This window comes from Streptomyces cadmiisoli, from assembly GCF_003261055.1.
In the GTDB taxonomy this organism is placed as follows: Bacteria; Actinomycetota; Actinomycetes; order Streptomycetales; family Streptomycetaceae; genus Streptomyces; species Streptomyces cadmiisoli.
The window spans coordinates 5,842,559-5,861,375 of record NZ_CP030073.1 but is presented as its reverse complement, the minus strand read 5'-3'; the positions used below and the strand labels follow the sequence as shown (position 1 = coordinate 5,861,375).

Below are 18,817 nucleotides of genomic sequence, written 5' to 3'. Positions count from 1 at the left end.
AAGCTCCGGTAAACGCCCAGTTGTACGACAACTTCTGACAGGTCCTCACCAGGTCCGTCAGGGGGTGCGGGGGACCGCGGAGACGGCCGGCCGTGAGTAGTCGGCGGAGGCGGAGGGTGCGGCGGAGGCGCCCTGCTCCAGGCCGGTGGACGCGGGGGTCGGGACGGGGTCCTGGCGGCCGGAGGAGGCGCCGCGGTAGACGGCGGCGAAGGCCAGCGCGACCATGCCGACGCCCATCACCACGGCCAGCAGCCAGGCGACCGGACGGTGCCAGCGGACCTGCCGGCCGTACGGCCCCGGAGAGCCGTCGCGGCTGTCGAGGACGTCGGGGTCGTCCAGATCGTCGAAGTCGGGGTCGCGGCCGAACCCGGCGGGGTCGTCGGAGGCATACCCGTCGTCGTAGCGCTCGCCTCTGGCGTGGGCCCGGCGGGCCTCCTCGGAGGCCTCCGCCCTGGCCTGGGCGGCGGCCAGGAGGCGTTCGACGGCGGTCGGCTCGTGCACCGCCGCCGCCCGTACGAAGGCCTCGTCGAAGACCACGGAGGCGAACTCTTCGTCCGACACCCCGCGGTCGTGGTCGTCGTCGGGCTCCCAGCCGTCAGGGAACGGCGTGCCCCCCACGTCCTCCGGCACGAATCCAGAGTAGACCTGGGGGGTCAATTTGGGCAGACGGTATGGAAATTCATCCGCTTGCGGAGACGGTTCCACCGATGTGTGGGCGCGGGCCGGGGGCGCATGCCTCCTGCATATGCCGGGGGCGCGCGCCCCCCGGTTCGCGCCCGGTGGATCCGGCCGCGGCGGCGCCTCGGCGGATCACCGCACCTGGTGCCGTGGCAGGCCCTAGAAGACTCATGAAGATCTTGGGGTTCTGGCCCCGCCGCGTGAGCGGTGGGGCCAGACTCGTTTTCGTGGTGATGGGGGAATGGGCCGGGGAGACGGTCGGGCCGGATGTGTGGGAGACCTGTCGGGAGTTGATCCCGGCGGGCAGTGTGTTCGCGTTTCTGGCCGAGCACCGCGGTGCGCTGTTCCCGGCTGAGATGTTCGCGGACATGTATCCGTCGGCGAACGGGCGGCCGAGTATGCCGCCGCAGATCCTTGCCGCCGCGGTCACGCTGCAGGCCCTTAACGGGCTGTCGGACTTCGAGACGGTGCAGGAACTGAGGTGCGATCTGCGGTGGAAGGCCGCGTGCGGCCTGGGTTTGCACGATATGGCGTTCGATCCGTCGCTGCTGGCCTACTTCCGGCGCCGGCTGGCCCGCTCCACCCGGCCCGACCGTGTCTTCGAGGCGGTGCGCGAGGTGGTGAAGGCCACCGGTGTCCTCAAGGGCAAGCACCGGCGGGCGCTGGATTCCACCGTGCTGGACGACGCGGTCGCCACCCAGGACACCGTCACCCAGCTCATCGCCGCCGTCCGCGCGGTGATCCGCGAGGTCCCCGGCGCCGACGCGGTCGCCGCTGCGCGGTGCAGCGCGCATGACTACACCGACCCGGGCAAGCCCCGCATCGCCTGGAACGACGAGCAGGCCCGTGCCGGGCTGGTCGATGCACTGGTCACGGATGCGCTGCGGCTGCTGGGTCATCTGCCCGAACAGCAACTCGGCGAGAAAGCCGCGAACGCGGTGGGCATCCTGGCCCTGGTCGCCGGCCAGGACGTCGAGCCCGCCGAGGACTCCGACGGCCGCGACGGCCGCTGGCGCATCACCCGGGGCACCGCTGCCAACCGGATGGTCTCCACCATCGATCCCGAAGCCCGGCACGTCCACAAGACCCGCAGCCACCAGCAGGACGGCTTCAAGGCCCACCTGGCCATCGAGCCAGAGACCGGTTTGTACACCGCCGTCGCTCTGCGGCCCGGCGCCGGAGCCGAACACCACGAGGCCACCGTCGGCCTGGACCTGCTTGCCGACGAGGACAAGCCGCTGGATGTCTTCGGCGACACCGCCTACTCCACCGGCGATGTCCGCCAGACCCTCCACGAGGCCGGACACCGGTTGTTCCTCAAACCCGCACCGCTGCGGCCCGCCGTCCCCGGCGGCTTCACCCTCGACGACTTCACCATCGACACCACCGCCGCCATCGTGACCTGCCCGGCCGGACACACCGTGCCCCTGTCCGACCCCGGCGGGCAGCACCACCAACGCAAAGCCTCCTTCGGCAACTTATGCACCGGATGCCCTCTGCGCGAGCGGTGCACCAAAGCCAGGGCCGGACGCATCCTGACCATCCGACCCCACCACGACCTCCAGACAGCCGCCCGCCACCAGGCCGCCACCGACTCCGGCTGGCAGGCCGACTACCGCCGCTGGAGACCACCGGTCGAACGCGCCGTCGCCTGGCTCGTCCAGGCCGGCAACCGGCGCCTGCGCTACTGCGGCACCATCAGCAACAACACCTGGCTCCACACCCGAGCCGCCGCCCTCAACCTCCGCCGACTGACCAACCTCGGACTCACCCACACCAGAGGCACCTGGCACCTCGCACCGGCCGGTACATGACCACAGGGGCTGTCCGGCCTCACGGCCGGACAGCCCCTCACCAAGATCTTCATCGACCTTCTAGGGCCTGATGTGCCCGTCGCCGGTGACGATGTACTTGGTGCTGGTCAGCTCCGGCAGACCCATGGGGCCGCGGGCGTGCAGCTTCTGCGTGGAGATGCCGATCTCGGCGCCGAAGCCGAACTGGCCGCCGTCGGTGAACCGGGTGGAGGCGTTGACGGCGACCGTGGTCGAATCGACCAGTTGGGTGAAGCGGCGGGCGGCCTGCTGCGAGGTCGTCACGATGGCCTCGGTGTGGCCGGAGGTCCACAGCCGGATGTGCTCGACCGCCTTGTCCAGGGAGTCGACGACGGCGGCGGCGATGTCGTGGGAGAGGTACTCGGTCTCCCAGTCCTCCGGGGTGGCCTCGACGACCGTCGCCCGGGAGTCCTTCGCGTACTCCAGCACCCGCTCGTCACCGTGCACGGTGACCCCGGCCTCGGCGAGGGCGGCAAGCGCGCGCGGCAGGAACTGTGCGGCGACCGCCTGGTGGACCAGCAGCGTCTCGGCGGCGTTGCAGACGCTGACCCGCTGCGCCTTGGAGTTGATCAGGATGTCGACGGCCATGTCGAGGTCGGCGTGGGCGTCGACGTAGACGTGGCAGTTGCCGGTGCCGGTCTCGATGACGGGGACCGTCGACTCCGTGACCACCGTCCGGATCAGGGACGCGCCGCCGCGCGGGATCAGCACGTCGACCAGGCCGCGGGCGCGCATCAGCTCGTGCACGCTCTCCCGGCCCTCGCCGGGCACCAGCTGGACCGCGTCCGCGGGCAGCCCGGCCCCGCCGACGGCGTCGCGGATCACCCGGACGAGGGCGGTGTTCGACTCGTACGCGGAGGCCGAGCCGCGCAGCAGCACCGCGTTGCCCGACTTCAGGCACAGGGCGGCGGCGTCGACGGTGACGTTCGGGCGGGCCTCGTAGATGATCCCGACCACGCCGAGCGGCACCCGGACCTGGCGCAGGTCGATGCCGTTGGGGAGCGTGGAGCCGCGGACCACCTCGCCGACCGGGTCGGGCAGCGCGACGACGTCCCGCACGTCGGAGGCGATGGCCCGCACCCGCTCCGGGGTGAGGGTCAGCCGGTCGACGACGGACTCGCCGGTACCGGCCTCACGGGCCTTGGCCACGTCCTTGGCGTTGGCCTCGACGATCTCACTCGTACGGACCTCCAGCGCGTCCGCGATGGCGAGCAGCGCGTCGTCCTTCACGGCCCGCGGCATCGGCGCGAGGTCGGCGGCGGCGGCCTTGGCGCGGTAGGCGGCGCGGACGACCGGGGTCATGGAGTCGTACGGCGAGAGCGTGGTCATGGGGGAAGGGTAGTGCGCGGGACAGGCCCGTTCATCGTTCGTCCCACACCGCGAGACACGAGCGAATGCCCTCAAAAAGGGTGGATGCCGACCGGGCTGGCCGGTGGCGGACCGTAGCCCTCGGAGACCCGCTGGTGGTAGGTGACGCGGTCGATGACCTCCAGGCCGACGATCTCCCAGGGCGGGAGCCCGGCGGTCTGGCGGTGCTCGCCCCACAGGCGCAGCGCGACGGCGGCCGCGTCGTGCAGGTCGCGGGCCTCCTCCCAGTACCGGATCTCCGCGTGGTCGTCGGCGTATCTGCTGGTCAGCAGGAAGGGGTGGTCATGGGCGAGCTGTTCCAGGGCGCGCCGCACCTCTTTCAGCGGGGCGGCCTCGCCGGACACGCTCAGCGTGACGTGCCACAGGCGGGGGGCGTCGTCGGGCTCCTCGCCCTGGTAGCGCGCACCGGCGGCGACGCTCGTGAGCGCCCTTTCCTCACCGGCCGTGCGCCGGCCGGTGTCTCGGGAGGGGGAACCGCCGCGGGGCCCCACTGCCCCAGGGCGTACTCGTCTCACGACGACCTCCTTTGCTCGAGCCGTGCTCGTGCGGAATGTGCCTCCGAGTCAAAGTTGAGCAGGCCGCAAGGGACCGCGGGGCGGTTTTGCGGAACGTCCACCTCAGGGCGGGTCGTTTTGCGGGGCGTTCCCCCCGTTTTCGGCCGGGGGACGGGGAGTTCACCCGTTGAGGATCACCAGATCGTCCCGGTGGACGACCTCGCGCTCGTAGGCCGGGCCGAGGTCGCGCGCCAGTTCCCGGGTCGAGCGGCCGATCAGCCGGGGGATCTCCTTGGCGTCGAAGTTGACGAGCCCGCGGGCCACCGCCCGTCCGGCGCCGTCGCGCAGTTCGACCGGGTCGCCCGCGCTGAACTCGCCCTCGACGGCGGCGATTCCGGCCGGCAGCAGCGACGTACGGCGGTCCACGACCGCGCGCACGGCGCCGTCGTCCAGGGTGAGCGAGCCCTGCGGCGCGGAGGCGTGCTGGAGCCACAGCAGCCGGTCGGCGGAGCGCTTGCCGGTCGGGTGGAAGTAGGTGCCGGTGTCCTGGCCGGTCAGCGCGTCGGCCGCGTGGACCGCGCTGGTCAGCACCACCGGGATGCCCGCGGCGGCGGCGATCCGGGCCGCCTCGACCTTGGTCGCCATGCCGCCGGTGCCGACGCCGGCCTTTCCGGCGCTGCCGATCTCGACCTGGGCGAGGTCGGCGGGCCCCCTGACCTCCGCGACCCGGGAGGTGCCGGGCCTGCTGGGGTCGCCGTCGTACACACCGTCCACGTCGGACAGCAGCACCAGCAGGTCGGCCCGGACGAGGTGGGCGACGAGCGCGGCGAGCCGGTCGTTGTCGCCGAAGCGGATCTCGTCGGTGGCGACCGTGTCGTTCTCGTTGACGACCGGGAGGGCGCCCATGGCCAGCAGTTTGTCGAGGGTGCGGGAGGCGTTGCGGTGGTGGGCGCGGCGGCTCATGTCGTCGGAGGTGAGCAGCACCTGGCCGACGCGGATGCCGTAGCGCGCGAAGGAGGCCGTGTAGCGGGCGACCAGCAAACCCTGGCCGACGCTGGCGGCGGCCTGCTGGCGGGCCAGGTCGCGGGGCCGGCGGCGCAGGCCCAGGGGGGCGAGGCCCGCGGCGATGGCGCCGGAGGAGACCAGCACGATCTCGCGTTCGCCGCCGGAGCGCGGCGCGGCGGCCTCGGCCGAGGGCGGCGCGGGCGCCGGGTCCGTGGTGCGCACCTTGGCGAGGACGTCGACGAGCGCGTCCACCCGGTCCGCGTCCAGACCGCCGGACGCGGTGGTCAGTGAGGACGAACCCACCTTGACGACGATCCTGCGGGCCTCGCGTACGGCCTGCCTCACCCCTGCCACCTTGCTGTCTGTCCCCTCGCCTAGGTCCGGCTGCCCCGCCCGCAATCTACGTGAAAGGGCACGGGAGCCGCGCATCGGTCCAGCCCCCGGACAGCCCGCGAACGGTGAATGAGAGGTAGCGATCCGCTTACGCTTCGAATACGGCAAAATGGTTGTACACGTTGTCTATAGCAATAGAAGTCAGAGCAAACATATTGTGAACGTCGTGTCATCTCCAGATCGTCGCGTGCAGCGCATACTCCTCAGATCGGGGAAGAGCCCCTTCGACGTGGTCCCCGTCGAAGAAGCCCTCCACCGGGACGTGATCGCCACCAACTCCGGCAACCTGATCTTCAGCGACGCGTCGCACAAGATCCTCCAGACACCGCACACCGAGGTGGTCTCCAACGGGATCAAGACCGATGTGGCCGCGGCGGGACGGATCAACGAGAAGTACGACGTCTTCGTGGTGCCTCTCGCGAACGCCTTCCGCCCCTCCTTCGAGCCCCAGCTCAAGCGGCTGACCCGGCTCATCACCCAGCTGCGGATCCCCGTGGTCGTGCTGGGCGTGGGCGCGCAGTCCGGACTGGACTACAACCCGGACCGGCTCAAGCCCATGGAACGCAGCGTGCGGGACTTCGTCTCCGCGGTGCTGGACCGCAGCGCCTCCATCGGGGTGCGCGGCGAGTTCACCGAGAAGTACCTCAAGGACATGGGGTTCAAGGACGTCGAGGTCATCGGCTGTCCCTCGCTGTTCATGTACGGCAAGGACCTCGCCGTGCACAAGCGGCTGCCCGAGCTGACCGGCGACTCGCGCATCGCGGTCAACGGCTCGCACAGCGCGGTGCAGTCGCAGGGCCTGGACAAGATCATCATGCGGGCCCACGCCCGCTACCCGAACCTGCGCTTCATCGGCCAGAACCTCACGGACGCGCGGCAGCTGCACTGGCGCGAGGTGGCGGGGCCCAACGGCCTGGTCACCGAGATGCCCACGCACCCGGAGCACCCGATGTACCGGGAGGACAAGGCGCGCGTCTACATCGACCCGGTCACCTGGATCGACGACCTGCGCGATTTCGACTACTCCTTCGGCTCCCGCATCCACGGCAACATCGCCGCGCTGCTCGCGGGCACGCCCGCGACCGTGCTGTGCTCCGACTCGCGCACGCTGGAGCTGTGCCGCTACTTCGACATCCCGCACCGCCGGATCGTCGACGTGTCCGAGGAGCTGGACCCGGCGAAGCTGTACGAGGAGGCCGACCTCAGCGCCTTCACGGGCGGCCACCAGGCGCGGTTCGAGCGGTTCACGGAGTTCCTGAGCAGGAACGGGCTGGACAACACGTTCACGCACGGCGACGGCGGCGCGGCCTTCGAGGAGCGGCTGAGGGCACTGTCCTTCCCGGCGGGCGTCCGCCCCTGGATCGACAGCGACCCCGCCTCCCTCGCCTCGCGCGTCGGCTGGCTGCACGGCCGTATCGGCGCGCTGGCGGCGGACAACGCGAAGCTGAAGAAGGAGCTGGCGAACTCCAAGGCCAAGGCCAAGACGGTCGCCATTCCCGCGCAGCGGTCCACCTCCGTCTACCGGCGGGCCCGCAAGGTGGTCGGCGGTCCGCTGCGGCGGGCCCTGCAGTCCGGACGCCAGTAACTCCGGCCCCGCGGGGAGCGGACAGGATCCGAACCGAGGAAGGCGGGCCGGACCGGAGGAGATCCTCCGGTCCGGCCCGCCTTCTTCGTTCTCCGGCCGCCGTGTCCGGGTTCTCCGGCGGCCCGCTCCGTCGGGCCGCCGAAAGCCCTCGTCCGTCAGGCCGCCGAGGCTCTCGTGCCCAGGACCGTCAGCGCCCGTCGCGCCCCGCGCGCCGCCCGCCGCATCAGCGCGGCGGGGCCGCCCTCGCGGTACCCCGGGTACCCGCGGGCCTCGTACGGCTCGGCGAGGTAGACGGAGTCCGGCACGCCGGTGTCGTCGCGGAAGTGGGGGTAGGCCAGGTAGAGGTCGTGGCCCCGGCTCTCCAGGACGGCCTCCGGCTCCTTGTGCGCCCTGAGGAACTTCAGGACGTCCACGAGTAATTCGGGCCGCCCCGCGGCGACCAGGTGCAGCCGCAGGCGCTCGTGGACCTTGATCCGGCGGGCCACCCCGTCGCGCCAGTACGCCTCCATCAGCGGCCCGGCGAGTTCGAGCTTTCGCCGGCGCACCTCGTCACCGTCCTTGAGGAACTTCGGCCCGAACTGCGGCAGCAGCGTGACCAGGAAGGGCCGGACCATCAGCACGTCGCGCCGCTCCCCCGCGGGCACCATCCGGGCGATCAGCTCCATCAGGGCGCGGGCCGAGTCGAAGCGCAGCGTGTAGCTGCCGCTCTTGGTGACGTGCTTGCCGTCCTCGCGGCCCACCAGGTAATAGCAGGTGTAGTCGGCGATCACGGAGACGCCGTTCGCCCGCAGGTACGCCTCCATCGTGAACAGCGCGTCCTCGCCGGTCCACAGGGACTCGTCGAAGCGCATCCCGTGCCGCCTGAGCAGCTCGTGGCGGAACAGCTTCTGCGCGCTGAGCGTGAACTTGATCTTCGACGAGAAGACGTCCGTGCGCTCCAGCGTGCTGCCCCACATCGACTTGGGAGCGCTGCGGTTGATGCCTTCCACGCGCCCGAGGACCACATCGGTGCCGCACCGGTCGGCCATCGCGACCATCCGCTCCAGCGCCTCGTTGCCGAGCCGGTCGTCGGCGTCGAGGAAGAAGACGTACCGCCCGGCCGCCTTGCCCAGGCCGACGTTGCGCGGGCCGCTCGGGCCACCGGAGTTCTCCTGCCGGATCACGGTGACCGGCATCGGCGCGCGGGCGGCGAACTCCTCCAGGCACTCCCCCGAACCGTCGGTCGACCCGTCGTCGATCGCGATGACCTCGATGCGCCCCGGGTCGATGGTCTGTGCCTCGAGAGACGCAAGGCAGTCGATCAAGTACGGCATCGCTTCGTACGCCCCGATGATCACGCTGACATCAGGCTGCGCAACGGACACGTTTCCCCCTAGTTAACGGGAGATTCCTCCCGTATCTCCTGTATCGCTACTTAATAGACGGGTAGCGGGGGCACAGGGTTGCCCCTTTCCCTCACTCTGGTGACTCAAGTCACACCGTGAGGGGGTGGGGAAATTGTTCGGCCCCCGAGGAGCCTGTGCTCCTCGGGGGCCGAACTGTCACCCGAAGGGGTGGACGGGGGGTGGTCCGGTCAGCGCGCCGCCTGCTCGGCGTCCTCCGGCTCCACCTCCTCCACGGCACCGCCCGCGGCGGCCCGCGCCTCCTGGCCGCGGTTGCGGGTCTCCGCCTTCGCCGCGAGGTCCGCCACGGCGGTGTTGAACTGGTCGATGGAGGTGGGCTCGTCCGGGCCGAGCAGGTAGCGCTTCAGCTCCTCGCGGTCCTCGGCCAGCGGGTCGGACGCGGGGTCGCGCACCGCCGCCAGCAGCTCGCCGAGTTCGGCGGCGCCGTTGCCGAGTACCACGGCCGCGCGCACGGCGGTGTTCTGCCGCTTGAACTCCTCGACGCCCAGCTCCGCGGAGTCCGTCACCGCGTACGGCTTGCCGCTCGCGATGAAGTCGGACACCACGCTGGAGATGTCGGAGACCATCGCGTCGGAGACGTTGAAGCAGTCGTACAGCCGCGGCTCGGCGTCCGTGATCACCCGGTGCTCGAAGGTGCCGAAGGAACGCCAGTAGGCGTCGTTCCACTCGGACCGCAGCCGGGCGACCTCCTCGTGCCGGGCGGTGTCGGCCAGCCCGTCGCGGGTGGCCTCCGCCTCGTCGCCCTTCTCCCCGCCGCCGCCGGACAGCTCGGCGAGGCGGGCCTCGATCCGGGCCAGCTCGGCCTTGGCGGCGGCCTGGGCGGACGCGTCGGCGGTGAAGCGCCCGTCGGTGCCGCGCGCCGCGGCGGCCTTCTCCACCAGGGCCGTGATGCGCGTGTGGGCGGCCTTGGCGGCGGAGCTGCGGGTGCCGGTGAAGGGGTGCGGCTTGTACAGGACGCGCACCGGCGGGTCGGCCTTGATCAGACCGCGGACGATGTTCTCGCCGGCCAGCAGGATCGAGGTGTTGCCCGGGTTGTCGTCCCAGCCCTCCCAGGTCGGGGCGTACAGGATCGTCGGGATGCGGCCCTCCGGCACACCCTGCCAGGTGCGGATCGGCGCCAGCTGCGGGCGGCCGACCTCCACGATGTCGTCGTCGCGCACACCGACGTCGGCGATGGCGTACCGGTCGCGGCCCGCGCGGCCGGCGGTCCACACCTCGTCGTACACCTTGCTGAACGGGTTGACGCTGGCCAGCTTGTCGCTGTCGCCGTGGCCGATGAAGACGTGCTTCATCGTGGGGACGCGCAGCAGGTGGATGTTCTTGCCGACGTTCGCCGCGTACAGCGCGACGCGCACCGTCGACAGGTCCATGTTCATCAGGTGCACACCGCCGGGGACGCAGACCACCGGGACCGTGGTGGGCGCCATGCGCTCCAGGATGGCGCGCTCACGCAGGATGACCAGCGGCTTGGAGTCGAGCTGCTCCATCGTCTCCAGCCACATGTTGACCTGGTACGCCGAGTCCTTGGAGCCGGAGAAGTACAGCACGGTCTCCGGGCGGTGGTCGCGCAGCCAGCCGTCGAGCGCGGCCAGTACCTTCTCCGCGTTCGGCGGTATCTTCCGGCCGCGCACGTACGGCATCAGCGCGAGGACGTACAGGCAGCCGAGGAGGACCGTGACACCGATGCCGACGAAGCCGGGCACGGGCGCGTCGATCGTCGCGGAGACCAGCACACCGACCACCGCGGCGAGGTCGAGGTGGAGCATCTTCTCGGCCGAGCGGTCCAGCAGGACCCGCGGGGGCGCGTCCGGGATGCGGATCCGGGAGGCCAGGTCGATGTTGCGGGTGGCGACCGGCATCCGGCGGCGGTTGCGGATCAGGGTGACCAGCGCGCCGTGCGGGGCCTGGAGCCCGTAGAAGGCGATGAAGCAGGCGATCGCGCCGTAGAAGACCAGGTCGTCCGAGAGGGCCAGCCGGGCCAGCAGCAGCACCAGCAGGAGCTGCCGGATCAGGAAGCGGATCGACAGACCGGCCCGGACCTTGCTGAGCCGGTTGATCAGGTAGCTGCCCTTGCGGTGCAGATAGTGGTCCGCCAGGTACGTCACGGCGGCCGCGGCCGCGAAGGCGGGAACGCTCGGGACGAGCGCGGCCACCATGAGGCAGGGGAAGCCCAGCATCATGAGGGCCGCCGCGGCCAGCTCGGCCGCGCTGCCCACCCGGGCGACGCGTATAGCGGTGGAAATCACGAATGAACCTGCTCTGAGAGAGGATGCCGGTTTTGTTCGGGAAGTACAGCTGTTGTGGGCGTAATTCGGGAGAGTTACGGATTCAGGCCTCTGCGAACACCCCGTTAACGGGCGCCCACAGAGGCCTGAATTACCGAAAGCTAATTGGCGTCAATTATTACACGCCGTCCTGCCGGTCCAGGACGCTGGCGAGCGCCTGCTCGAATCCGGAGGCCTGGCCCGCGGCGGCCGTCGGGTCCTGCTGGCGGACGTCGATGACGTGCCCGGTCAGCTCCGACAGCAGCACGTCCAGCGACGTGCGCGCCACGGCCTCCGAGGAGAGCAGCGAGCCGGACGGCTCCTGGCCGAAGGCCTTGGTGCGCATCGGGGTGGCGGTGCGCTCCGGGTTGACGCAGTTGACGCGGATGCCGTCGCCGGCCCACTCGTCGGACAGGGCCTGGGTGAGGTTCACCATCGCGGCCTTGGTCGAGGAGTAGAGGCTGTACTCGGCGCGGCCGCGGGTGTAGCTGCTGGAGGTGTACAGCAGCAGCTGGCCCTTGGTCTCGGCGAGGTACTTGTACGCGGAACGGGCGATCTGCACCGGTGCCAGGTAGTTGACCTTCAGCGCTTCCTCGATGGTGGCGTTGTCGGTCTCGGCGAGCTTGCCGATGCGCAGCACGCCCGCGGTGTTGACGACGTAGTCGATGCGCCCGGTCTCGGCGTACGCCTTGGACAGCGCGTCGTCGACCTCCTCCGGGTTCTCCACGTGCGTGCCGGTGGTGGAGCGGCCCAGCGCGTAGACCTTGGCGCCGTAGGACTCGGCGAGGTCGCAGATGTCCTTGCCGATGCCGTACGAACCGCCGAAGACGACGACCGTCTTGTCGGTGAGCAGTTCGCGGTAGGTCTCCTCGCCCTTCTGCTCCGGGGCCGCCGTGGAGGCGAGCTGGAACAGCTTGTCGGCGATGAAGACGTCGACGGGCTGGGTGACCTTCATGTTGTACTCGTCGCCCGCCACGACGTGGATCGGCACGTCCGGCAGGTACTTGAGCACGACGGAACAGTCGTCCGTGGCCTGGAAGTTGGGGTCGCCGGCGGCGACCTCGTAGGCCCGGCGGATGGTGGACAGCTTGAAGGCCTGCGGCGTCTGGCCGCGGCGCAGCCGCGAGCGGTCCGGGATCTCGGTGATGAACTCGCCGTCGCCGCCGTGCGTGCGGGTGACGATGATGGTGTCCGCGGACGGGATGGCGACGTCGACCGCCTGGTAGCGCTCCAGCGCGCTGACGCAGTCGTCGATGACGCGCTGCGACAGCAGCGGGCGCACGGCGTCGTGGAACAGGACGTTGAGGTCCTCGCCCTCCGCCAGTCCCTCGCGCAGCGCGGAGATGGCGCGCTCGGTGGTCTCGTTGCGCGTGGAGCCGCCCTCGATGACCCGCGAGACCTTCTTGAACCCGGCCTTGGCCACGATCTTCTCGACGTCGGGCACGTAGCCCGGCGCCATCAGCACGATGATGTCGTCGATCGAGTCGGCCTTCTCGAAGGTGGTCAGGGTGTGCTCGATGACTGCCTTGCCGGCGATCTTCAGCAGCTGCTTGGGGATCGACAGACCCACCCGCTGACCGGTACCGCCGGCCAGGATCACTGCGGTGGTACGGGGCTTGGCTATGCGCTGTGACACAGGTGACCTACCTTGGGGCGACTGGGAACGCGCAAATGGTCCCACTCCTGGTTACCGCGATGCAAGGTGAGCGACCGCCACCGCATATGTGCGCGCAACCTTTCATTCACCTTGCGTCGCTGGTGAACCGGCAAGGCCTTCCACGGCCACCCGTGGAAATGCTGTGAGTAACTCCACAGGTGCCCGGCGATTGCCGTGCGTGACACCATGACGGCTCAGCGACGTCGCGGCCGCTCGACGCGACGGTGCCCGGGGACTTTCACGAGTTCCGGTACGGACGTCTGGTGAACGGTACGCGACAGGGCGGGCGCGGTGTGCCGAACGGGGTCCGGGAACGGGCCGGCCGGCCGCGGCGCGGGACCGCACACGTTCTTCATGTGCATCACCGTTCCATTGCGCACCAGCCGTGAATACGGTTCGTCGGGCAGTCCATTGCCGCGGAATTCCTTATTAAGATTCCGCAGCATTTCGGTCTCGGCGCGGGTAAGTGAGCGAATCGCGGCGTCCGGCACCGCCTTCCGAAGACGCGCCGGCGGTCCGGGCCGCGCCTCGAAGCCCCCCGGCGTCAGACCCGACGCACGCCGGGCCGCCCCGATTCGACCCGCAGCCGGGCCAGGGTGCGCGCCTTCGCCTTCGGCTGCCGCACCGTGTCGACCACCCGGACCCGGGCGTCGATGCCGTCGCGGCGGACGTCGAACAGATGGTAGCCGCGGTGGGCGTCGAGCAGCTTCCAGTGCGGGTTGTCCGGCCTGCGCGGGTCCCACTCCTTGCGGAAGGCGGCCTGGTCCTGGTCCCCGTTGCTGGAGACGGAGGTGCCGACGAACTCGGCGCCCACCACGGCGGACCGCGGGTCGGCGAAGTCCGCCTTCAGGTCGCTGACCATGGTCAGGTGCCGGTCGCCGCTGAGCACGACCGGGTTGCGGACGTTCTTGAACTCGGCCAGGAACCGGTTGCGCTCGGCCTGGTAGCCGTCCCAGGCGTCGTAGAACCACTGCTTCCCGGCGCCGACCAGCAGATCGGTCTCGGCCATCATGATCTGCGAGGCGATCAGGTTCCAGTGCGCCCACGAGCCGCGCAGTCCGTCGAGCAGCCACTGCTTCTGGCCGGCGCCGAGCATGGTCCGCGACGGGTCCTCCGCGCCCGCCCGGCTCGTCGCCTGGTCGCTGCGGTACTGCCGGGTGTCGAGCACGTTGAGCCGGGCGAGGCGGCCGAAGTCCAGGCGCCGGTGCATCCGGATGTGCGGGCCGTTCGGCACGGCGCTCGCGCGCACCGGCATGTGCTCGTAGAACGCCTGGTAGGCGGCGGTCAGCCGGGAGACGAAAGCGCCGTGCGGCTGCTTGTCGGGGTCCTGCGGGATCTCGCCGGCGAAGTCGTTGTCGACCTCGTGGTCGTCGAAGGTCACCACGAACGCGGCACTCGCGTGCATCGCCACGAGGTCCGGGTCGCTGCGGTACTGGGCGTACCGGTTGCGGTACTCGGTGAGGCCGTACGGCTCACCGGTCCCCTCGTGCCGGCGCACGGCGGTCGCCGAGGGCGCGGACTCGTAGATGTAGTCGCCGACGAACACCACCACGTCGGGGTCCTGGGCCCGCATGTCGGCGTACGGCGTGAAGTAGCCGTGCTGCCAGTTCTGGCAGGAGGCCAGCGCGAGGCGCAGGCTGCCACGGGAGCTGCTCCAGGCCGCGGCGGTGCGGGTGCGGCCGGTACGGGAGAGCCGGCCGCCGGCGCGGAACCGGTACCAGTGGTCGCGTCCCGGGCGCAGCCCCCGTACATCGACGTGGACGCTGTGCCCGTACTCGGGCCGCGCCTGGGCCACCCCGCGCCGTACGCCCCGGGTGAACCGCTCGTCCTCCGCGATCTCCCACTCCACCGTCACCACCCGCTGCGGCATGCCGCCGCCGTTCAGCGGGTCGGGGGCGAGCCGGGTCCACAGCACGATGCCGTCGGGCAGCGGGTCGCCGGAGGCCACACCGAGGCTGAACACGTTCGCGGGCAGCGGCGTCTCCGCGGCCCGGGCGGCGGACGGCAGCCAGAGCTGGGCGGAGGCGGCGGCGCCGAGCACCCCGGCTCCCGCGGTCAGGAAGCGGCGCCGGTCCGGCGGTACGGGTCCGGTCAGTCCGGTCATCGGCGGAACTCCCCTGCCACGGCGGCCTCTTGGACACTCGGGAAGCTCCCACGGCAGGTCGGTCCGCCCGCTGAACACGAGGATGCGCGTCCATGACAAACAGGAGGACAACACGAGACCCGCCGCGGCCGGGGAACTCCCCTTGGCCGCGACGGGTCTGCCGGGTGATCAGTAGGCGAACCCCGAGCCGAGCCGGCCGTTCGCCGAAGTGGTGCCGAGGACGGACGCGCCGAAGGCCGTGGTGGTGTTCGGCGACACGACGCCGCCCGCAGTGGAGCGGAAGTACCACACGAACCCGGCACCGGTGTTCTCGCCCGGCGCTCCCGCCGCCAGGTCGGCCCTCCCGTCGCCGTCGGCGTCGCCGAGGTGGACCGCCCGCCCGAAGGCGTCGCCCTTCTCCGCGGCCCCGGGCACATCGGCCGTGTTCTGCGTGACCGCCCGGGCGCCCGCGCCGGTCAGCCCGCCGGCCCCGCCGCGCAGCACGACCACCGCGCCAGCGTCGGCCGCCCGCCCCAGGTCCTCGCCCGGCACACCGGTCGCCACGTCCGGGTAGCCGTCACCGTTCACGTCGGCCACCTGGACGTCCGTGCCGAAGCCGTCGCCCTTCTCCGCGGTACCGGGGACGTCCGGGGCGTCCTGGTTGAAGAACGTCGCCGCCACCCCGTCCGGGCCCTGCGCCGTGCCCGGGATCCAGGTGACACGGCCGCCCTTGGCGCGGTAGGTGTCGAGGTCGCTGTCGTACCCGTCGACGGCGCGGCCGACCACGATGTCGTCGAACCCGTCCCGGTTCACGTCTCCGATGTCGAGGCTCTCACCGCCCTGGAGCCCCGCGCCGTCGATGTCGTAGACCAGGGTGAACGGGGTGAGCCCGTTCGGGGTGCCCATCCAGTACGGCACACGGCGGGAGTCGTACTCGTCGCCGCTGTTCGCGGTCGCCGCGATGTCCGTGATGCCGTCGCCGTCGAGGTCGCCCGCCGCCAGGTCCAGGATCCGGGTGTCGTACCGGTCCGTCACCAGCTGCTCGCCGCCGTTCGCGGTGCCGTCGAAGGGGCCCTTCACGACCCGCAGGTTCTTCTGCCGCTCCACGGTCACCACGTCCGCCGCGCCGTCCCCGTCGATGTCGGCGGTCATCAGCCGGCCCCGCTCCCCCAGCCCGTCGCCGGCGAAGCGTCCGGTGGCCAGCGAGTACGCGCCCGCGAGCCGTTTCGCACCGCCCCGGATCACCTGTGTGTAGCCGGAGTTCGAGCCTCCGGAGACGGTGTCCTCACCGGGGACTCCGACGATCAGGTCCTGGTGCCCGTCACCGTCGAGGTCGGCCGAGGCCAGCGCGGCGCCGAACCGGTCCCCGGCCTCCGCGCCGCCCGGCACCCCGGCACTGTTCTGGCTGAACACCTGCTTCGTCGCCGTCCGCAGCCCGTTCGCCGAGCCGTACAGCACGGCGACGTATCCCGCCTTGGCGCGGCCGGCCACGGTCGCGTCGGGCGCGCCCACCGCCAGGTCGGCGTAGCCGTCGCCGTTGAAGTCCTGCCGCACACTCGTCGTGGCGGCGGCCGCCGCGGCGGGCTGCACGTGGGACAGCGGCAGCGCGGTGGCGCTCGCCGCGAGCAGGGTGAGGGCGACCACGACAGCGCGGCGCGTTCTCGGCAGGACGGATTCGGACACGTCGGCTCCCGGTGTCGGAAAGGCGGCTGAGCGCGGAGAGGACCGCCGTCCTCATCCGCGCTCAGTACGACTCACCGGCCCCGGGGTTGGTTGTCCCGCCGTGTGCCGCGGCTTTCCCCGGCGTTCACCCGCGCCGGTCTGTCAGAACGGCTCGAAGTCGTCGAACTCGCTGTCCGCGTCGTCGCGTTCGGCCTGCCGGTCCCGGCGCCGCTGGGCCGCGGGCCGCTGCTCGTCCAGACGGTGGTCCTCACCGCGCCGGCCCAGCATCTCGGCACCGGCCATGACGCTCGGCTCCCAGTCGAAGACGACCGCGTTCTCCTCGGGTCCGATCGCCACGCCGTCGCCGGACCGGGCACCCGCCTTGAGCAGCTGCTCCTCCACACCGAGCCGGTTGAGCCGGTCGGCGAGGTAGCCGACCGCCTCGTCGTTGTTGAAGTCGGTCTGCCGCACCCAGCGTTCCGGCTTCTCGCCCCGCACCCGGAACATCCCGTCGTCCTCGCGCACCACGGTGAAGCCCGCGTCGTCCACGGCCTTCGGCCGGATGACGATCCGCGTCGCCTCTTCCTGCGGGCGGGCGGCCCGAGCCGCGGCGACCAGCTCGGCCAGCGCGAACGACAGCTCCTTGAGCCCCTTGTGCGCCACCGCCGACACCTCGAAGACGCGGTAGCCGCGGGCCTCCAGGTCCGGGCGCACCAGCTCGGCGAGGTCCTTGCCGTCCGGTACGTCGATCTTGTTCAGCACGACCAGCCGCGGCCGGTTGTCGAGCCCGCCGTACTCCCGCAGCTCCGCCTCGATGACGTCCAGGTCGGAGACGGGGTCGCGGTCGGACTCCAGGGTCGCGGTGTCCAGTACGTGCACCAGCACACTGCACCGCTCCACGTGCCGCAGGAACTCCAGACCGAGCCCCCTGCCCTGGCTGGCGCCGGGGATCAGACCGGGCACGTCGGCGACCGTGTACACCGTCGAACCGGCGGTCACGACACCGAGGTTGGGCACCAGCGTGGTGAACGGATAGTCCGCGATCTTCGGCTTGGCGGCGCTCAGCACGGAGATCAGCGACGACTTCCCGGCGCTCGGGTACCCGACGAGCGCGACATCGGCGACCGTCTTCAGTTCGAGTACGACGTCCTGCAGGTCGCCGGGCACTCCCAGCAGCGCGAACCCGGGCGCCTTGCGGCGGGCCGAGGCCAGCGCCGCGTTGCCGAGCCCGCCCCGGCCGCCCTGCGCGGCCACGTACGTCGTGCCGTGGCCGACCAGGTCGGCGAGGACGTTGCCGGCCTTGTCGAGCACGACCGTCCCGTCCGGCACCGTCAGGACCAGGTCCTGGCCGTCCTTGCCGGAACGGTTGCCGCCCTCGCCGGGCTTGCCGTTGGTGGCCTTGCGGTGCGGGGAGTGGTGGTATTCCAGCAGTGTGGTCACCGACTGGTCGACCGTCAGGACGACATCGCCGCCCCGACCGCCGTTTCCGCCGTCGGGCCCGCCGAGAGGCTTGAACTTCTCCCGGTGCACGGAGGCACAGCCGTGGCCTCCGTTACCCGCGGCGACATGCAGTTCGACGCGGTCCACGAAGGTGGTCATGGTGTGGTGCCTCCTGGGGTTACCCCCGGCCGGGGGCTGGGGGGTTACGGAATTCTCTCTTGGACAACACGCGAAAGGCGGACCCGCTTCCCCGGAGGGAAGTGAGGTCCGCCTCGCGAAAGGTTCCGGTCAGGCGACCGGGACGATGTTCACGACCTTGCGGCCGCGGTGGGTGCCGAACTGCACCGCACCGGCCTCGAGCGCGAACAGCGTGTCGTCGCCGCCACGGCCGACACCGGCGCCCGGGTGGAAGTGCGTGCCGCGCTGACGGACCAGGATCTCACCCGCGTTGACGACCTGACCGCCGAAGCGCTTCACGCCGAGCCGCTGGGCATTGGAGTCGCGACCGTTCCGGGTGGACGATGCGCCCTTCTTGTGTGCCATTTCTCCTCAGTCCCTTACTTCGCAGCCGCGGGGATCTCAGTGACCTTGATCGCCGTGTACTGCTGGCGGTGGCCCTGGCGCCGGCGGTAACCGGTCTTGTTCTTGTAGCGCAGAATGTCGATCTTCTGGCCCTTGTGGTGGTCCACGACCTCGGCCTGGACCTTGATGCCGGCCAGCACCCACGGGTCGCTGGTCACAGCGTCGCCGTCGACAACGAGCAGGGTCGAGAGCTCGACCGTGTCGCCAACCTTGGCAGTGGAAATCTTGTCAACCTCAACGATGTCGCCGACAGCAACCTTGTGCTGGCGACCACCGCTGCGCACGATGGCGTACACGCGGATCTCACTCTCTCGCTCGGGAACGGCACCCCCGCAGTCCAGCAGCCCACGAGCGGGCCGCCTCTCCCGGCA

14 protein-coding genes are annotated in these 18,817 nt (G+C 70.9%); 2 read left to right on the top strand and 12 right to left on the bottom strand.

Translation table 11 applies throughout. The features are described from left to right. Nucleotides 1–57: 57 nt before the first annotated feature. Nucleotides 58–630: an SCO2584 family spore wall biosynthesis protein gene (locus DN051_RS25570; protein ID WP_484419731.1), complete on the bottom strand. Its 573-nt coding sequence runs from the start codon at nt 628–630 to the stop codon at nt 58–60. A gap of 281 nt (nt 631–911) precedes the next feature. On the opposite strand from DN051_RS25570, the gene DN051_RS25565 reads away from it, so the two are divergent. Then, nucleotides 912–2,492 (top strand): IS1182 family transposase, encoded by a 1,581-nt coding sequence (locus DN051_RS25565; protein WP_112438225.1) that lies wholly within the window; start codon nt 912–914, stop codon nt 2,490–2,492. A 60-nt stretch (nt 2,493–2,552) separates the two neighbouring features. Here DN051_RS25565 and DN051_RS25560 read toward each other — a convergent pair whose 3' ends face one another. From DN051_RS25560 to proB, 3 genes are all read right to left on the bottom strand, one after another. After that, the gene (locus tag DN051_RS25560; protein ID WP_053761063.1) at nt 2,553–3,839 is read right to left on the bottom strand and encodes a glutamate-5-semialdehyde dehydrogenase; all 1,287 of its coding nucleotides are present in this window, start codon (nt 3,837–3,839) and stop codon (nt 2,553–2,555) included. Between the two features lie 71 nt (nt 3,840–3,910). Continuing rightward, nucleotides 3,911–4,393 (bottom strand): hypothetical protein, encoded by a 483-nt coding sequence (locus tag DN051_RS25555; RefSeq protein ID WP_053761064.1) that lies wholly within the window; start codon nt 4,391–4,393, stop codon nt 3,911–3,913. 159 nt (nt 4,394–4,552) lie between these two features. After that, nucleotides 4,553–5,731, bottom strand: a complete 1,179-nt coding sequence (gene proB / locus DN051_RS25550; RefSeq protein WP_053761065.1) for a glutamate 5-kinase — start codon at nt 5,729–5,731, stop codon at nt 4,553–4,555. Nucleotides 5,732–5,957: 226 nt separating this feature from the next. Here proB and DN051_RS25545 point away from each other — a divergent pair, with 226 nt between their 5' ends. Then, nucleotides 5,958–7,355: a polysaccharide pyruvyl transferase family protein gene (locus tag DN051_RS25545; protein ID WP_053761066.1), complete on the top strand. Its 1,398-nt coding sequence runs from the start codon at nt 5,958–5,960 to the stop codon at nt 7,353–7,355. A 155-nt stretch (nt 7,356–7,510) separates the two neighbouring features. On the opposite strand, the gene DN051_RS25540 is transcribed toward DN051_RS25545, so the two are convergent. The 8 genes from DN051_RS25540 to rplU form a co-directional block, all read right to left on the bottom strand. Then, nucleotides 7,511–8,719, bottom strand: coding sequence for a glycosyltransferase family 2 protein (locus DN051_RS25540; RefSeq protein WP_053761067.1), 1,209 nt, complete (start codon nt 8,717–8,719; stop codon nt 7,511–7,513). A gap of 209 nt (nt 8,720–8,928) precedes the next feature. Continuing rightward, a complete protein-coding gene (locus tag DN051_RS25535; RefSeq protein WP_234388916.1) occupies nt 8,929–11,004 on the bottom strand; it encodes a CDP-glycerol glycerophosphotransferase family protein in 2,076 nt (691 codons plus the stop codon). Nucleotides 11,005–11,161: 157 nt separating this feature from the next. Continuing rightward, nucleotides 11,162–12,658, bottom strand: coding sequence for a bifunctional cytidylyltransferase/SDR family oxidoreductase (locus tag DN051_RS25530; RefSeq protein ID WP_053761069.1), 1,497 nt, complete (start codon nt 12,656–12,658; stop codon nt 11,162–11,164). Nucleotides 12,659–13,223: 565 nt separating this feature from the next. Then, nucleotides 13,224–14,783: an alkaline phosphatase D family protein gene (locus DN051_RS25520; RefSeq protein ID WP_053761070.1), complete on the bottom strand. Its 1,560-nt coding sequence runs from the start codon at nt 14,781–14,783 to the stop codon at nt 13,224–13,226. Nucleotides 14,784–14,951: 168 nt separating this feature from the next. After that, complete coding sequence (locus DN051_RS25515) at nt 14,952–16,445, bottom strand: FG-GAP-like repeat-containing protein (protein ID WP_246040660.1); 1,494 nt, start codon at nt 16,443–16,445, stop codon at nt 14,952–14,954. 141 nt (nt 16,446–16,586) lie between these two features. Further along, on the bottom strand, nt 16,587–18,023 hold the full coding sequence (gene obgE, locus DN051_RS25510; RefSeq protein WP_053761071.1) for a GTPase ObgE: 1,437 nt from the start codon (nt 18,021–18,023) through the stop codon (nt 16,587–16,589). Between the two features lie 129 nt (nt 18,024–18,152). Then, nucleotides 18,153–18,407 carry a 50S ribosomal protein L27 gene (gene rpmA, locus DN051_RS25505; RefSeq protein ID WP_053761072.1) on the bottom strand — a complete coding sequence of 85 codons (255 nt, stop codon included), beginning with the start codon at nt 18,405–18,407 and terminating at the stop codon, nt 18,153–18,155. Between the two features lie 14 nt (nt 18,408–18,421). Beyond that, nucleotides 18,422–18,742 (bottom strand): 50S ribosomal protein L21, encoded by a 321-nt coding sequence (rplU, locus tag DN051_RS25500; RefSeq protein ID WP_004931419.1) that lies wholly within the window; start codon nt 18,740–18,742, stop codon nt 18,422–18,424. Nucleotides 18,743–18,817 lie beyond the last annotated feature (75 nt).

Bases quoted from the DNA above. Each gene is read 5' to 3' on its own strand.
- DN051_RS25560 (WP_053761063.1), bottom strand. From the start codon at position 3,839: ATGACCACGCTCTCGCCGTACGACTCCATGACCCCGGTCGTCCGCGCC.
- obgE (WP_053761071.1), bottom strand. From the start codon at position 18,023: ATGACCACCTTCGTGGACCGCGTCGAACTGCATGTCGCCGCGGGTAAC.
- rpmA (WP_053761072.1), bottom strand. From the start codon at position 18,407: ATGGCACACAAGAAGGGCGCATCGTCCACCCGGAACGGTCGCGACTCC.
- DN051_RS25565 (WP_112438225.1), top strand. From the start codon at position 912: ATGGGGGAATGGGCCGGGGAGACGGTCGGGCCGGATGTGTGGGAGACC.
- DN051_RS25520 (WP_053761070.1), bottom strand. From the start codon at position 14,783: ATGACCGGACTGACCGGACCCGTACCGCCGGACCGGCGCCGCTTCCTG.